This is a genomic window from Paracoccus yeei ATCC BAA-599 (genome assembly GCF_000622145.1).
Lineage (GTDB): Bacteria > Pseudomonadota > Alphaproteobacteria > Rhodobacterales > Rhodobacteraceae > Paracoccus > Paracoccus yeei.
This window is the reverse complement of sequence record NZ_JHWH01000001.1, coordinates 159508-174508: the sequence shown is the minus strand read 5'-3', so window position 1 is coordinate 174508 and position 15001 is coordinate 159508. Positions and strand designations below refer to the sequence as shown.

Sequence of the window (15001 nt, the reverse complement as noted above, 5' to 3'; positions counted from 1 at the left end):
GGGAGAGGGGGGCGGCAAGCCGCCCCCGAACACGGGCAGGAGTCAGGTAAGGGCGGGCATCAGATCTTGCCGACGAGATCGAGCGAGGGGGCCAGCGTCTCCTCGCCTTCCTGCCACTTGGCGGGGCAGACCTCACCGGGATGCGCGCGGACATATTGCGCGGCCTTGATCTTGCGCAGCAGGTCTTCGGCATTGCGGCCGATGCCCTCGGCCGTGATTTCCATCGCCTGGATCACGCCGTCGGGGTCGATGATGAAGGTGGCGCGGTCGGCCAGGCCCTCACCCTCGCGCAGCACGCCGAAGTTGCGGCTGATCTCGTGCGTCGGGTCGCCGATCATCGTGTACTGGATCTTGCCGATGGTTTCCGAGCTGTCGTGCCAGGCCTTGTGGGTGAAATGGGTGTCGGTCGAGACCGAGAACACCTCGACACCGCGCGACTGCAGTTCGGCATAGTGGTCGGCGACATCCCCCAGCTCGGTCGGGCAGACGAAGGTGAAGTCGGCCGGGTAGAAGAAGAACACCGACCACTGGCCCACCACATCGGATTCGGTGACCTCGATGAACTTGCCCTGACGGTAGGCCTGCGCCTTGAACGGAATGATCTTGCTGTTGATGATCGCCATGTCCGGCTCCTTTTCTTGGTGTCGCAGTATCGCTATGCCGCGACCGCAAAAGAAGCAAATCGATCGAGATTGAATAAACGATAGCTTCAGTCTATCGACTTGCGTCCTGCATGCATTGATTTGATTCAAAAAGATAATTTTACAAGTGTAGAACGTTTCGAAGATTGCAGATCAGCCATGCGCTGGGCGCGACCCTCACCGAAGGGGTTGTCTGAGGGCAGCGTGATTTTGGCCGCGCCACCGGCCACGTGCCCGCGACCCTGACCGTCAACCGCAGTTCCCGAGGGCCAAATCGGTAGGCAGTGCAAGCTGAGGCAAACCCAAGTCGCGGCGGGGGGGCTTTCGGGCCCCCGTCATCCGCGCAGCGGGAATTTCGGGCAAGACCGCTCTTCACAGGGAGTTTCGCGGACCCATCTTGATATGATCGCCGTCGAGGCGGTCGCACCATCAGCGCCCGTCCGGTCTATACAGTCGTGCTGGGCAATGACACAGTCGACATCTTATCAATGGCAATTCACCTTTGCCGCGCCCGGCGCGGTTCAGGTCGCAGCGCGGGTAAACGGAAAGATCAGACATGGCCACGAGCGCCCGGCAAGGCGGGGATGATATCCAGTTGAACGATGCCGCCTGGCTGGATGTCCTGTCGGCGGTTGACCGCACCTATGCCGAACTGGTCGCACATCAGGAACAGATCGAGGCCCGCAACCGCGAACTTGACGTTCTGCGCCGCTTCCTGGCCTCGGTGCTGGCCTCGGTTTCGGATGTGTTGATTGTGCTCGACCGCAAGGGTCAGGTCGAAGAGGTGAATGCCTCTGCCGCGGACTGCCTGGCGATTTCCACCTCGGCTCTGATCGGACGCCCGCTTTCCGGGCTGGTGACCGAGGCTACTTTGGCCACCTTGCAGAACGGCCAGGCCGAGGTCGTGCGCAGCCGTCGTCCGCTGACGCTGGATCTGGCGCTGCAGACACCCGCCGGTCCGGCGCCGCTGGAGGCGGTGCTGTCGCCACGCCTTGATGAGCGGGGCAGGGTCGCGGGCATGGTGCTGACAGGGCGGCCGGTGGGTGAATTGCGCCGAGCCTATGCCCAGCTTGAACAGAGCCACGCCGAGATGAAGGCGGCACAGGCCCAACTGGTGCGGGGGGAAAAACTCGCCTCGCTTGGCCGGCTGCTGGCCGGCGTCGCGCATGAGCTGAACAATCCGATCAGCTTTGTCTATGCCAATGCGCACGCGATGGAGCGCTACCTTGGCAAGTTCGAGACCTATTTCGCGCGCGTTCAGGCCGGGGCCAACCGAGAGGAACTGGTGGCGCTGCGCCAGGAGCTTCGGCTGGACCGTGACATTCGCAACCTGCGAGAGGCGGTGCGGGGCGCGCGCGACGGCGCCGAACGGGTGCGCAATATTGTCGAGGATCTGCGGCGCCTCTCGGCCGATGGCAGCGGCGAGATGGTCGCCTTCGATCTGGCCGAGATCGCCCGGATCGGCTCTTACTGGGTGCTGCGCGGGGCGGGGCGCGCCATCGAGCCCCAGGTGCGTGGCGGACCAGTCAGGGTTCGGGGCCGCCCGGGCCATATCCAGCAGGTGGTGATGAACCTTGTCCAGAACGCGCTGGATGCGGTGGCCGGCTGTGACAGCCCCCTAATCCGCCTGACGCTGACGACTGCCGATGGTCTGGGGGTGCTGATCGTGTCGGATAACGGTCCGGGCGTCGACGAGGCGACGGCGGCCATGATCTTCGATCCGTTTTTTACCACCAAGCCCGTGGGGCAGGGGACCGGGCTGGGGCTGTCGATCAGCCACAAGATCGTCGAGGAGCATGGCGGCACGCTGGCCTTCATGCCATCCGCGGATCCCGATTGTCCGGGGGCGAGCTTCCGGCTGGAATTGCCGCTGGCTACGGAAGGGGGGCGGGAATGAACGTGCTTTGGCTTCAGGCGGCGGGTTGTGGCGGCTGCACCATGTCGCTGCTTTGCGCCGAGGCTCCGAATGTCTTTGACCTTCTGGCCGGTGCGGGGATCCGGTTTCTGTGGCACCCTGCGCTCAGCCTCGAGAGCGGGGCCGAGGTGCGCCGCCTGCTGGCCGCGATCGAGGCCGGCGAGATCGCGCTGGACGTGCTGTGCATCGAGGGCTCCATCGCTACCGGCCCCAATGGCACCGGGCGCTATCAGATGCTGTCGGGCACGGGCGTGTCGCTGCTGGACTGGCTGCGCCGCCTGGCGCCGCTGGCGCGCGACGTGGTTGCCGTGGGAACCTGCGCCACCTATGGCGGCGTGACCACGGCCGGCGGCAATCCCTCGGATGCGGTCGGGGTCCACTATGACGGGGCGCGCCCCGGCGGCGCGCTGCCCGCCGAGTTCCGGGCGCGCTCGGGCTTGCCGGTGATCAACGTCGCCGGCTGCCCGACCCATCCGGACTGGGTCACCGAAACGCTGATGCTGCTGGCGGGCGGTGCCCTGACCGTCGATGCGCTGGATTCCCTGGGGCGGCCGCGGTTCTACGCCGACCATCTGGTGCATCACGGCTGTTCGCGCAATGAATTCTACGAATACAAGGCCAGCGCCCGCGAATTGTCCGAGATGGGCTGCATGATGGAGCATCTGGGCTGCGTCGGCACGCAGGCCGTTGGCGATTGCAATATCCGGCCGTGGAACGGCCAGGGCTCTTGCACCAAAGGCGGCTATCCCTGCATCAACTGCACCGCGCCCGAATTCGAGGAACCGCGCCACAGCTTTACATCGACCCCAAAGATCGCCGGGATCCCGGTCGGGCTGCCCACCGACATGCCGAAGGCCTGGTTCATGGCACTGGCATCACTGTCCAAGGCGGCAACCCCGGCGCGGATCGCCCGAAACGCGACCGCCGACCGGATGATCGTGCCGCCTGCGCCGGGCAAACCCCGATGAGCGGCGAGGCAGGCGGACGGCTGATCGTCGGCCCCTTCAACAGGGTCGAGGGCGATCTTGAGGTGCAGCTTGACATTCGCGACGGCGTGGTCGCCTCGGCTCGGGTGAACTCGCCGCTTTATCGCGGGTTCGAGCGGATGCTGCCCGGCAAGGACCCGCGCGATGCGCTGACCATCGTGCCGCGCATCTGCGGCATCTGCTCGATCAGCCAGTCGGCAGCAGCGGCGCGGGCGCTGGCACAGGCCTGCGGCATGACCCCCGAGCCGCAGGGCGAACGGATTGCGGCGCTGATCCATGCGATCGAGAATGTCTCGGATCATCTGACGCATTTCAACCTGTTCTTCATGCCGGATTTTACCCGCACAGCCTATGCCGGACGGGCCTGGTATCCGCGCGCGGTGGACCGCTTCGCCGCGATGGCCGGCGGTGCGCAGCGTGCCACGGTCGAGGCGCGGGCGGGGCTGATGCATGTCCTTGGCATGCTGGCAGGCAAATGGCCCCATACCCTGGCGATTCAGCCGGGCGGCGTCACCCGCGCGCCGACGGCGCGTGATCGGATCCGAATCCTTGCCAGCCTTGCCGCCTTTCGCGGCCATCTGGAAACCGTGGTTTTCGGTGCGCCGGTCGAGGCCTTCGCGGCGCTGAATTCCACTGCGGCCCTGCTGGCCTGGGATCGCGGCGATGCCGGGCTTTTTCTTGAGATCGCGGCGGATCTTGATCTGTCCGGGCAGGGGCGCGGGCAGGGGCGCTACCTGTCTTTCGGGGCCTATCCGCTGGAGAACGGCCATGGTTTCGCGCCCGGCGCATGGCTGGGCGCGCCGGCTGCGCTGGAGACGACGGCGATCACCGAAGATCTCAGCCATTCCTGGATGCTGGGAAATGCCTCGCATCCCGCGCGCGGGATGACGGAACCGGACGAGACGATGCGGGACAGCGCCTACAGCTGGTGCAAGGCGCCGCGCTATCAGGGCCGGGTGATGGAGACCGGCGCCCTGGCACGCCAGGTCATCGACGGCCATCCTCTGGCGCGCGATCTTGCCGGGGGCGGGGTGCTGGCGCGGGTGGCGGCGCGCCTGCTGGAACTGGCCCGCACGCAGATGCTGATGGAGGACCTGGCCCGTGGCATCACGCCCGAGGCGCGGTTCATCACCGGGCCGGTCACCCTGCGCGACGGCGAGGGCGAAGGTCTGGTCGAGGCGGCGCGCGGTGCGCTTGGCCATTGGCTGCGGATCGAGCGGGGGCGCATCGCGCTTTATCAGATCGTCGCGCCGACGACCTGGAACTTTTCGCCGCGCGACAGCGCCGGGACGCCCGGCGCACTGGAGGCGGCGCTGGTGGGCGCACCTGTGTCCGAGGGCGAGGAAACACCGCTAAGCGTGCAGCATATCGTGCGCAGTTTCGACCCCTGCATGGTCTGCACCGTGCATTGACGCCACGGGAGAGGGTCATGCAGGAAACCGGTGCTGCGATCCGTGTCCGGGGACAGGTGCAGGGTGTGGGGTATCGACCCTTCGTGTGGAAACTCGCGCAGCAGATGGCGCTGCGAGGCGAGGTCCTGAACGATGCCGAGGGCGTGCTGATCCGCGTCGCCCCGGTGCCGCCGCAGGCGCTCCTGCGGGCCCTGCGCGACCAGGCTCCGCCGCTGGCCCGTGTCGAGGTGGTGGAGACCGTGCCCCATACATTCAGGCGGCGCCCCGAAGGCTTCGTCATCGCCGAAAGCGGCGATCCGGGCGCGCGCACCCGGGTCACGCCCGATGCCGCGACCTGTCCCGACTGTCTGGCCGAGATCATGTCGCCGGGGCGTCGGCAGAGCTATGCCTTCACCAACTGCACCCATTGCGGGCCGCGCTTTTCAATCCTCAAGGGGCTGCCCTATGACCGAGAGCGCAGCTCGATGGCGGCGTTCGCGCTTTGCCCAGACTGCGCGGCGGAATATGCCAACCCTGCCGATCGCCGGTTCCACGCCCAGCCCATCGCCTGCCCCTCCTGCGGGCCAAGGCTTTGGTTCGAAGCGGCCGGGCACGAGGTTCCCGGAGATCCCATCGCGCAGGCGACCTTGGCGCTGCGCGCCGGGCGGGTGCTGGCGGTCCGGGGCCTTGGCGGCTTTCATCTGGCCTGCGATGCGGCCAATCCGGCCGCCCTTGCGCTGTTGCGTGCCCGCAAGCAGCGCCCGTCAAAGCCTTTCGCGCTGATGGGCAGCGCTCGGGTCATCGCCGCCCACGCCTTGCCGTCCGAGGCGGACTGGCACCTGTTGCGCGATCCGGCAGCGCCGGTGGTTCTGGTGCCATCGCGCGGCACCTTGCCCAAGGCCGTGGCCCCCGGCATGCGCGATCTGGGGGTCATGCTGCCCTATACGCCGGTGCACCATCTGCTGATCGCGGCGTTCGACGGGATGCTGGTGATGACCAGCGGCAACCTGTCGGGCGAGCCGCAGGTGATCGGGCTGGACGAGGCGCGGGCGAAACTGGGCGCCTTTGCCGATGGCTTTCTGATGCATGACCGCGAGATCGTTCGACGGCTGGACGACGGGGTGGAACGCAGCGATCCGCCGATGGTGTTGCGACGGGGCCGGGGGCGGGTACCGGGGACGCAGCCGCTGCCACAGGGCTTTGAAACCGCGCCGCAGGTCATTGCCTTCGGGGCCGAAATGAAGGCGGCAATCTGTCTGCTGAAAGACGGACAGGCGATGCTGTCGCATCATCTGGGTGATCTGGGCGACGCGCTGACGCTGGAGGAATATGACCGCGCGCGGCGCGACTATGCCGAGCTGTTCGGGCATCAGCCGGTCCTTGCCGCCTGCGATCTGCACCCGGGCTTTCAAAGCACGCGGCGGGCCGAGGCCGCTGGCCTGCCGGTCGTGCATGTGCAGCACCATCATGCCCATATGGCCGCAGCCATGGCGGAAAACCTCTGGCCGCTAGAGGGCGGTCCGGTCGCGGCCATCGTGCTGGACGGCCTGGGGCTTGGACCCGATGGCACGCTCTGGGGCGGCGAGATCCTGCTGGGCGATTATCTCGACATCACGCGCATTGCCCATCTGCGGGCTGCCCCGCTGCCCGGAGGGGATCGCGCGCAGGCCGAACCCTGGCGCAATGCGGTGATGCGGCTGGATCAGGCGGGCCTGAGCGACTGGGCGGATGCGCTGTTCCCCGACGCCCCGCGCGAGGTAATCCGCCGCATGGCGCTGGCCGGGGTCAACGCGCCGCTCTCGTCAAGCGCCGGCAGGCTGTTTGACGCCGTCGCCGCCGTGCTGGGGCTGTGCCCGATGCGCCAGAGCTACGAGGGTGAGGCCGCGATGCGTCTTGAAGCCCTCGCGCGTGAATTCGGCCCGGCAGGGGTTCCGGGGCTCGACCTGGGTGAGGATAAGGCCGAAATTGACCCTGCGCCGCTTTTCGGTCAGTTGCGGAAGGCTTTGGCGGCCGCAAGTCCGCCGGGTCTGTGTGCCGCACGGTTTCACGCGGGCCTTGCCGAGGCCTTCATCGGTCGCGCCGCGCGGCTTGTCGAGACGGGCAAGGCCGAGGCCGTCGCGCTGTCGGGGGGCTGCTTTCAGAATGCCATGCTGACCCGCTATTGCCTGGACCTGTTGCACCGGATGTTGCCCGGGGTGCCAGTGCTGGCACATCGCCTCACGCCGGCGGGCGATGGCGGCATCGCATTGGGGCAGGCGATGATTGCTGCCGCGCGGCATCTGCGCGGGGCGGAAACTGAATGACCATCCCGGCCCGCCGCTGGCCGCATGGCAACCACGCAGCCTGTGACTGATCCTGAGCAAGCATCTGAAACCTGAAGGAAAAACGTCCTTTTCGTCCGCGGCATTTTGTCTTTGCCTCGGGGCGCCGACTTCTGCATCCCATTGAATACCACGCGAATTCACGCCCCGCTCGCTGTTTTGCATGGCGGGGCCGGAGGCCAGGGAGGACAGTGTGTCTGGGATCGAAACCTTCTATGACGTCATGCGCCGGCAGGGGATCACCCGCCGCAGCTTCATGAAATATTGCTCGCTGACGGCGGCCGCGCTTGGCCTTGGCCCGGCCTTCGTGCCCAAGATCGCCCATGCGATGGAGACCAAGCCCCGCACCCCCGTCATCTGGGTGCATGGCCTGGAATGCACCTGCTGCTCGGAAAGCTTCATCCGCTCGGCCCATCCGCTGGCCAAGGATGTGGTGCTGTCGATGATCAGCCTTGATTATGACGACACGCTGATGGCGGCGGCGGGCCACGCGGCGGAGGCCGCGTTCGAGGAGACGATCGAGAAATACAAGGGCAACTATATCCTGGCCGTCGAGGGCAATCCGCCGCTGAATGAAGATGGCATGTATTGCATCACCGGCGGCAAGCCTTTCGTCGAAAAGCTGCGCCATGCCGCGAAGGATGCGAAAGCGATCATCTCGTGGGGGGCCTGCGCCAGCTATGGCTGCGTGCAGGCCGCCGCGCCCAACCCGACGCGGGCGACCCCGGTGCACAAGGTCATTCTGGACAAGCCGATCATCAAGGTGCCGGGCTGTCCGCCGATTGCCGAGGTGATGACCGGCGTGATCACCTATATGCTGACCTTCGACCGGATGCCGGAACTGGATCGCCAGGGCCGGCCCAAGATGTTCTACAGCCAGCGCATCCACGACAAATGCTATCGCCGCCCGCATTTCGATGCCGGACAGTTCGTCGAGCACTGGGACGACGAAAACGCGAAAAAGGGCTATTGCCTTTACAAGATGGGCTGCAAGGGCCCGACCACCTACAATGCCTGTTCCACCGTGCGCTGGAACGAAGGCGTGTCGTTCCCGATCCAGTCCGGGCATGGTTGCATCGGCTGCTCCGAGGACGGGTTCTGGGATCAGGGCTCGTTCTATGACCGCCTGACCAACGTCAAGGCCTTCGGGGTCGAGGCCAATGCCGACAAGATCGGCCTGACGGCAGCGGGTGCGGTGGGCGGCGCGGTCGCCGTCCATGCGGCGATCTCGGCGCTGAAGCGGGCGCAGAAAAAGTCCCAGACCACCCTTCCCGAAAAATCCGAGGGCTGAACCATGACGATCAATACGCCGAACGGCTTTACCCTCGACACCTCCGGCCGCCGTATCGTGGTCGATCCGGTCACCCGGATCGAAGGCCATATGCGCTGCGAGGTGAACGTGGATGACCAGGGCGTCATCCGCAACGCGGTTTCGACCGGCACGATGTGGCGCGGGCTCGAGGTCATCGTCAAGGGCCGCGACCCGCGCGACGCCTGGGCCTTCGTCGAACGGATCTGCGGTGTCTGCACCGGGACGCACGCACTGACCAGCGTACGCGCGGTCGAGGACGCGCTGGGCATCCAGATCCCGGACAATGCCAATTCGATCCGCAACATGATGCAACTGAACCTGCAGATCCATGACCATGTGGTTCACTTCTACCACCTGCATGCGCTGGACTGGGTGAATCCGGTCAATGCGCTGCGCGCCGATCCCAAGGCGACCAGCGAATTGCAGCAGATGGTGTCACCTTCACACCCGCTTTCAAGCCCCGGATATTTCCGCGATGTGCAGAACCGATTGAAGAGATTCGTCGAATCCGGACAGCTCGGGCTGTTCAAGAACGGCTATTGGGACAATCCGGCCTACAAGCTGCCGCCCGAGGCCGATCTGATGGCCACCACCCATTATCTCGAGGCACTGGATCTGCAGAAGGAGATCGTCAAGGTCCACACGATCTTTGGCGGCAAGAACCCGCATCCGAACTGGTTGGTCGGCGGCGTTCCCTGCCCGATCAACATCGACGGTACCGGGTCGGTCGGCGCGATCAACATGGAGCGGCTGAATGTGGTCAGCTCCATCATCGATCTGTGCAACGAGTTCAATCGCAACGTCTACATCCCGGATGTGATCGCCATCGGCGGGTTCTACAGGAACTGGCTTTATGGCGGCGGGCTGTCGTCGCAATCGGTGCTGGCCTACGGCGACATCCCCGAGCATCCGAACAATTTCGAGGCGGATCAGCTGCATCTGCCGCGTGGCGCGATCATCAACGGCAACCTCGATGAGGTGCATGATGTCGATCCCCGCGACCCCGAGCAGATCCAGGAATTCGTCGATCACTCGTGGTACACCTATGGCGAGCCGGGCAAGGGCCTGCACCCCTGGGATGGCGAGACCAGCCCGAAGTTCGAGCTGGGACCGAACTTCAAGGGTACCAAGACCAATATCGAACAGCTTGACGAAAGCGCCAAATATTCCTGGATCAAGGCGCCGCGCTGGCGGGGCCATGCGATGGAGGTGGGGCCGCTGGCGCGCTATATCGTCGGCTATGCCAAGGGGCATGAGGATATCAGGAACCAGGTCGAGGGCTTGCTGCGGACCATGGAGCTTCCGGTCTCGGCACTGTTTTCGACGCTTGGGCGCACGGCCGCGCGGGCGCTGGAATCGGAATATTGCGGCCGTTTGCAGAAGCATTTCTTCGACAAGCTGATCCGCAACATCAGGAACGGCGACCAGACCACGGCCAATGTCGAGAAATGGGATCCCTCGACCTGGCCGAAAGAGGCAAAGGGCGTCGGTATGACCGAGGCGCCGCGCGGCGCGCTGGGCCACTGGATCCGCATCAAGGATGGCCGCATCGAGAACTATCAATGTGTGGTCCCGACGACGTGGAACGGCAGCCCGCGTGACACCCAGGGCAATATCGGCGCCTTCGAGGCCAGCCTGATGAACACCCCGATGGAACGCCCCGACGAGCCGGTCGAGATCCTGCGGACGCTGCACAGTTTCGATCCCTGCCTTGCCTGTTCCACCCATGTCATGTCGCCTGGCGGCGAGGAACTCGCCACCGTCAAGGTGCGCTGAGAAAGGACCGATGCGATGAATAAATTCCTTCTGACCGTTTTCTCGCTGGCCCTCGCCGGGCCCGCCGCCGCCCATACCGGCCACGGCGAGACTTCGGGTCTTGTCGCGGGGCTTCAGCATCCGGTTTTCGGGCCGGATCACCTGCTGGCGATGCTGGCGGTGGGGCTGTGGTCGGGCTTCGTGGTGCCGCACCGCTTCTGGCTGGGGGCGGCGACCTTCATGGCGGCCATGGGGGCCGGGGCGCTGATCTCCTGGGCCGGCGTGCCGATCCCGATGGTCGAGACCTGGATCGTGCTGTCGGTGGTGGCCCTCGGCCTTTTGACTGCGGTCTCGCGCCGGGCGCAGCCGAAGGCGCTGACGCTTGCCTCGCTGGCCGCGATCGGGCTGTTCGCCGCCTGCCATGGCCACGCCCATGCGACCGAGGCACATGGCAATGCGATGGCTTATATGGCGGGCTTCCTGATCTCGACCGCGGGCCTGCACCTGGTGGGGATCGGCATCGCACGGAGGATCGCGGATGGCCGCGCGGCCCGGCTGCTGCAGACCCTTTCGGGGTCCGGCATCGCCGCGGCGGGCCTTGCCCTGATGGCCGGAGGCTGACCCCATGACCGACAGCCACGCCTCTGACGACCATCATTTCGAGGGCCGCGCGCTGGGCGCCGCGCATCAGGTGACGCGACAAACCTCGGTTTATGTCTATGAGACACCGGTCCGGATCTGGCACTGGGTCAATGCCGCCTGCATCATGGTCCTGTGCGTGACCGGCTGGTTCATCGGCCGTCCGCCGCCCTCGATGCAGATCGCCGAAGCCTATGACCAGTTCGTCTTCGGCTATATCCGATTTGCCCATTTCGCGGCGGCGATGATCCTGACCGTGGGCTTTTTCGGCCGCATCTACTGGGCCTTCATGGGCAACCACCATGCCAGACAGCTGTTCTATGTGCCGGTCTTTTCCCGCCGGTTCTGGAGCGAGTTGCTGTTCGAACTGCGCTGGTATTTCTTTCTCGAGAAAGAACCCAAGAAATATGTCGGGCACAACCCGCTGGCGCAGCTTGCGATGTTCCTGTTCATGACGGTCGGGCTGAGCTTCATGATCGTTACAGGCTTCGCGCTTTATGCCGAAGGGGCGGGGCGTGACAGCGTGTTCTACACGCTGTTCGGCTGGGCCCAGGATCTGGTGCAGAACACGCAGCGCCTGCATACGCTGCATCGCATCGGCATGTGGTGGATCGTCATCTTCGTGATCGTCCATATCTATGTGGCGGTCCGCGAAGACATCATGTCGCGCCAATCCATGGTCTCGACCATGATTTCCGGGCACCGCACTTTCAAGGATGACCGGAAGGACTGACTGGAACGAAGCCTTCCAGCTATAGGTGAAAATGGAAGGGTGCTAGCCATTCGTCCGTCGTGAATCCCGCCGTTCTCGGCGGGATTTTTATTGTATATCAGGTATATATATGGTTTTTGCGCGCCTGCGGCTTTTTGCCTCGCATGGCAGGGTGGAAGGTATACTGTGGGGTGCAAAGCCGGCCCTGCCGGACGCGAGCCTGGTCTGGGAGGGACCGATGCCAGCGCATAATCCTGAACATATCCTCATTCTCGGGATCGGAAACGTTCTTTGGGCAGACGAGGGTTTCGGTGTCCGTTGTGTCGAGGCGCTGGCCGACAGTCACGCGCTGCCGTCCCATGTCCGGCTGCTGGACGGGGGAACGCAGGGACTTTACCTGCTGCCTTTTCTTGAGGAAGCCGATGCGCTGATCGTCTTTGACGCGGTGGATTACGGCCTTGCACCGGGGACGCTGAAGATCGTCGAGGACGACGAGGTGCCGGCCTTCCTGGGCGCCAAGAAGATGAGCCTGCATCAGACCGGCTTTCAGGAGGTGATCGCCACGGCGCAGCTTATGGGACGTTGCCCGCCGCGCATGGTGCTGATCGGCTGCCAGCCCGCCGAGCTGGAAGATTACGGCGGCGGGCTGCGCGATGTCGTTGCGGCCCGAATCTCCGATGCCATCGCCGTGGCGCTGGGCCGGTTGGCCGAATGGGGCGCCGAGGCGCGGCCCGGTGCGACCGAGGGCGAACTGGCCGATCCCGCGATCCGGCGCGACGCCTATGAGACAGGCCGGCCCGACGAGTCGCTGGCCTGCCGTATCGGGGATGCGCGGTTCTTTCCTGCGGCCGGCTGATGTGTATGGGCATCCCCGCAAAGCTCGTTTCCGTCGACGGTATCGCCGGCACTGACACCAGGGGCGATCTGATCGATCTCAGCCTTGTGCCCGAGGCGCGGCCCGGAGACTGGGTTCTGTGTTTCCTTGGCACCGCGCATGAGGTGATCGATGCCGACCGCGCCGCCAGCATCGCCGCCGCGCTGGACGGGCTGCGCGCGGTGATGGCCGGGGGCGATCCCGGCGACGCCTTCGCCGACCTCGATGCCCGCACGCCGCAACTGCCGCCCCATCTGCAAGCCGCCCTGGATGCGGGCCAAAGGACAGGCTGAACCATGACCATAACCGCATTGCATCCGCTTCTGGCGCGGCTTGAGGACGAATTCGGCTGGCCGAGGCTGCATTCCCTGCATGACGTGGCTGAATTCACCCAAAGGCCCGGCCTGCACTGCCTGTTCGTTCCGGGCGATCCCCGGCGCAATCTGGAAACGGCGGACGCGGCGGTGATCCTGCCGGAACTGCGCATGACCTTCCAGAACGCCTTCGACTGCGCGCTGGTCGATGATGCCATCGAGGCGCAGGTCCGCGAAACCCACAAGGCGCTCAAAACGCCAGGATTTCTGTTCTTTCGCCAAGGGCTCTACCTTGGAGCGATCGAGAAGATCCGCGACTGGGACGACTACATCGCCCGCACCAGCCATATCCTGTCACTGCCGGGTTGAGGATTTATCATGGCCGCGAATTTCCATCTGCCGCCGCAGGGTTTCGGCCCCGGATCACAGCCGGACGAGGGCGAAGAACTCGACTGGCTGCCGCTGCCCTCGGGGATGCGGACCTATGACATGCACCTTCCCGAGGTCGTGGACCCCGCGCCGCTGGCGCCGGCTTTCAACCTGCTGACCGCGCTGGCCGATGCTTGCGACGCCGTGGCGGGGGGCGCCGCGCGCCGGGGCTTTGATCTGAGCGGGCTGGATGCCGAAAATCGCGTCCTGATCGCCGAGACGCTGGGGCAGGGCGAGGTATCGCTGCGCGCGCGGGGCGTGCCGGCGTTCGCGGCGCAGGAAAGCGTCTTTGCCGGGGTCTGGGTGCTGAAGGCCGAAGGCATCGACCGCGTCGAGGTTGCGCCGATCCCCGCGGTCGCGCTGGAGCGCGCCTTCGTGCCGCAGCGCCCCGCCATCGGCGTTCTTGCCCCGCGTCAGCCCGGCGTGGTCAATGCGCCCGCGCTGCTGGCCGAACTCATCGACAAATCCGCCGCATGGCGCACCCGTGACGATCTGCATGTCGTCAATCTGACGCTTCTGCCGCATACGGAAGAAGATCTTGTCTGGCTCGATGCGGCTCTGGGTCAGGGATCGGTCACCATCCTGTCGCGCGGCTATGGCAATTGCCGGCTGACCGCGACCGGCCAGGCCCATGTCTGGCGGGTTCAGTTCTTCAACTCGATGGACACGCTGATCCTTGATACCTTCGAGGTGACCGATGTTCCCGAGGTCGCGCTGGCGGCGCCCGAGGATCTGGCGGACAGCGCGGACCGCATCCGCGAAGTGCTGGGGGCGATCCGATGAGCGAGGCGCGTCACGGGTTCGAGGGCTCGTATCTTGGGGCCAATGACCGGATCAGCCCGCAGGCGATCATGGAATGCAAGATCTGCTGGACGACCTATGACCCGGCCGAGGGCGACGACTACCGCCAGGTCCTGCCTGGCACGCCCTTCGTGGCGCTGCCCGAGGACTGGACATGTCCCGGCTGCGACGCGCCCAGGGCGCAGTTCATCGTCCGCGAGGATCCGGGTTCGGACGAGATGCGCAAGGCCGCGCTGATCGGCGCGGCGACGGCGCGGCTCGTGGCCGATTTCCGCGAGGTCTATCATTCGAAGATGCGCGACGTGCCGGTGATCAATCAGGCGCTTCATGTCGAGGCCGTGGGCTTTCGCGCCTATGACGGCTGCTATCTGGGCGTGCTGATCGCGCCCTGGTTCATGAACCTCGTGCTTCTGCCGGGCGAGGATGCAGACTGGCCGGTGCTGAAACCCGGCGAGAAGGAGGTGATCTCTTTTCCTTCAGGCGATTATGAATTCCTTCATAACAGCCGCGAGATGGTCGGTCCCTACAAGGCCTGTTCGCTGTTTTCGCCGATGGCGGATTTCACCAGTCAGCTGCAGGCAGTCGAGGTCGCGCAAGCCGTCATGGCCGAGCTGTTCAGGGCTGAAAACCGCGATCAGACCGACCGCGCCGCGGAAATCCGCGCAGCCCGTGAAGCCGCAGAGGCCCCGGCCAGGCAGGCCGAGCCGCCGGTCCCGAATTTGCGGCCCTCGCGTCGCGCACTGCTGACTGGCGGGCTGTCAGCAGGCCAGGACGGGGGCCAGGATGTGCCCACGACCGGGGCGGCGGAATGAATCGGCCTGCCGCAAGACTCCGGCTTGCCGAGCGGGGCGGGGGCCTGATGCTTTGCCGTCCGGGCGCGGTCGGGCTTGCGGTGGATCAGATCATGACCG

General features: G+C 65.5%; 14 protein-coding genes. 13 read left to right on the top strand and 1 reads right to left on the bottom strand.

Annotation, left to right across the window (positions count from 1 at the left end):
- Nucleotides 1-59: 59 nt before the first annotated feature.
- On the bottom strand, nt 60-623 hold the full coding sequence (ahpC, locus tag BU28_RS0100840; protein ID WP_028717759.1) for an alkyl hydroperoxide reductase subunit C: 564 nt from the start codon (nt 621-623) through the stop codon (nt 60-62).
- 574 nt (nt 624-1197) lie between these two features.
- On the opposite strand from ahpC, the gene BU28_RS0100835 reads away from it, so the two are divergent.
- The 13 genes from BU28_RS0100835 to hybE all read left to right on the top strand — a co-directional run bounded on the left by BU28_RS0100835 (nt 1198) and on the right by hybE (nt 14902).
- A complete protein-coding gene (locus BU28_RS0100835) occupies nt 1198-2538 on the top strand; it encodes a sensor histidine kinase (protein ID WP_028717758.1) in 1341 nt (446 codons plus the stop codon).
- Complete coding sequence (locus BU28_RS0100830; RefSeq protein ID WP_028717757.1) at nt 2535-3524, top strand: NADH-quinone oxidoreductase subunit B family protein; 990 nt, start codon at nt 2535-2537, stop codon at nt 3522-3524. The genes BU28_RS0100835 and BU28_RS0100830 overlap by 4 nt, the downstream gene beginning before the upstream one ends.
- Nucleotides 3521-4954: a nickel-dependent hydrogenase large subunit gene (locus BU28_RS0100825; protein ID WP_028717756.1), complete on the top strand. Its 1434-nt coding sequence runs from the start codon at nt 3521-3523 to the stop codon at nt 4952-4954. Before BU28_RS0100830 ends, BU28_RS0100825 begins: the two co-directional genes overlap by 4 nt.
- A 17-nt stretch (nt 4955-4971) precedes the next feature.
- A complete protein-coding gene (gene hypF / locus BU28_RS0100820) occupies nt 4972-7236 on the top strand; it encodes a carbamoyltransferase HypF (protein WP_028717755.1) in 2265 nt (754 codons plus the stop codon).
- 211 nt (nt 7237-7447) lie between these two features.
- A complete protein-coding gene (locus BU28_RS0100815) occupies nt 7448-8545 on the top strand; it encodes a hydrogenase small subunit (RefSeq protein ID WP_028717754.1) in 1098 nt (365 codons plus the stop codon).
- 3 nt (nt 8546-8548) lie between these two features.
- Complete coding sequence (locus BU28_RS0100810; RefSeq protein ID WP_028717753.1) at nt 8549-10342, top strand: nickel-dependent hydrogenase large subunit; 1794 nt, start codon at nt 8549-8551, stop codon at nt 10340-10342.
- A gap of 15 nt (nt 10343-10357) precedes the next feature.
- On the top strand, nt 10358-10942 hold the full coding sequence (locus BU28_RS0100805; protein ID WP_028717752.1) for a HupE/UreJ family protein: 585 nt from the start codon (nt 10358-10360) through the stop codon (nt 10940-10942).
- 4 nt (nt 10943-10946) lie between these two features.
- Entirely contained in the window at nt 10947-11693 is a 747-nt protein-coding gene (gene cybH / locus BU28_RS0100800; RefSeq protein WP_028717751.1) for a Ni/Fe-hydrogenase, b-type cytochrome subunit, read from the top strand.
- A 217-nt stretch (nt 11694-11910) separates the two neighbouring features.
- The gene (locus tag BU28_RS0100795; RefSeq protein WP_028717750.1) at nt 11911-12528 is read left to right on the top strand and encodes a HyaD/HybD family hydrogenase maturation endopeptidase; all 618 of its coding nucleotides are present in this window, start codon (nt 11911-11913) and stop codon (nt 12526-12528) included.
- The gene (locus BU28_RS0100790) at nt 12528-12839 is read left to right on the top strand and encodes a HypC/HybG/HupF family hydrogenase formation chaperone (RefSeq protein ID WP_028717749.1); all 312 of its coding nucleotides are present in this window, start codon (nt 12528-12530) and stop codon (nt 12837-12839) included. The genes BU28_RS0100795 and BU28_RS0100790 overlap by 1 nt, the downstream gene beginning before the upstream one ends.
- A gap of 3 nt (nt 12840-12842) precedes the next feature.
- Nucleotides 12843-13229, top strand: a complete 387-nt coding sequence (locus BU28_RS0100785; RefSeq protein WP_028717748.1) for a thioredoxin domain-containing protein — start codon at nt 12843-12845, stop codon at nt 13227-13229.
- A 9-nt stretch (nt 13230-13238) separates the two neighbouring features.
- On the top strand, nt 13239-14072 hold the full coding sequence (locus BU28_RS0100780) for a hydrogenase expression/formation protein (protein WP_028717747.1): 834 nt from the start codon (nt 13239-13241) through the stop codon (nt 14070-14072).
- Entirely contained in the window at nt 14069-14902 is an 834-nt protein-coding gene (gene hybE / locus BU28_RS0100775; RefSeq protein WP_028717746.1) for a [NiFe]-hydrogenase assembly chaperone HybE, read from the top strand. Before BU28_RS0100780 ends, hybE begins: the two co-directional genes overlap by 4 nt.
- Nucleotides 14903-15001 lie beyond the last annotated feature (99 nt).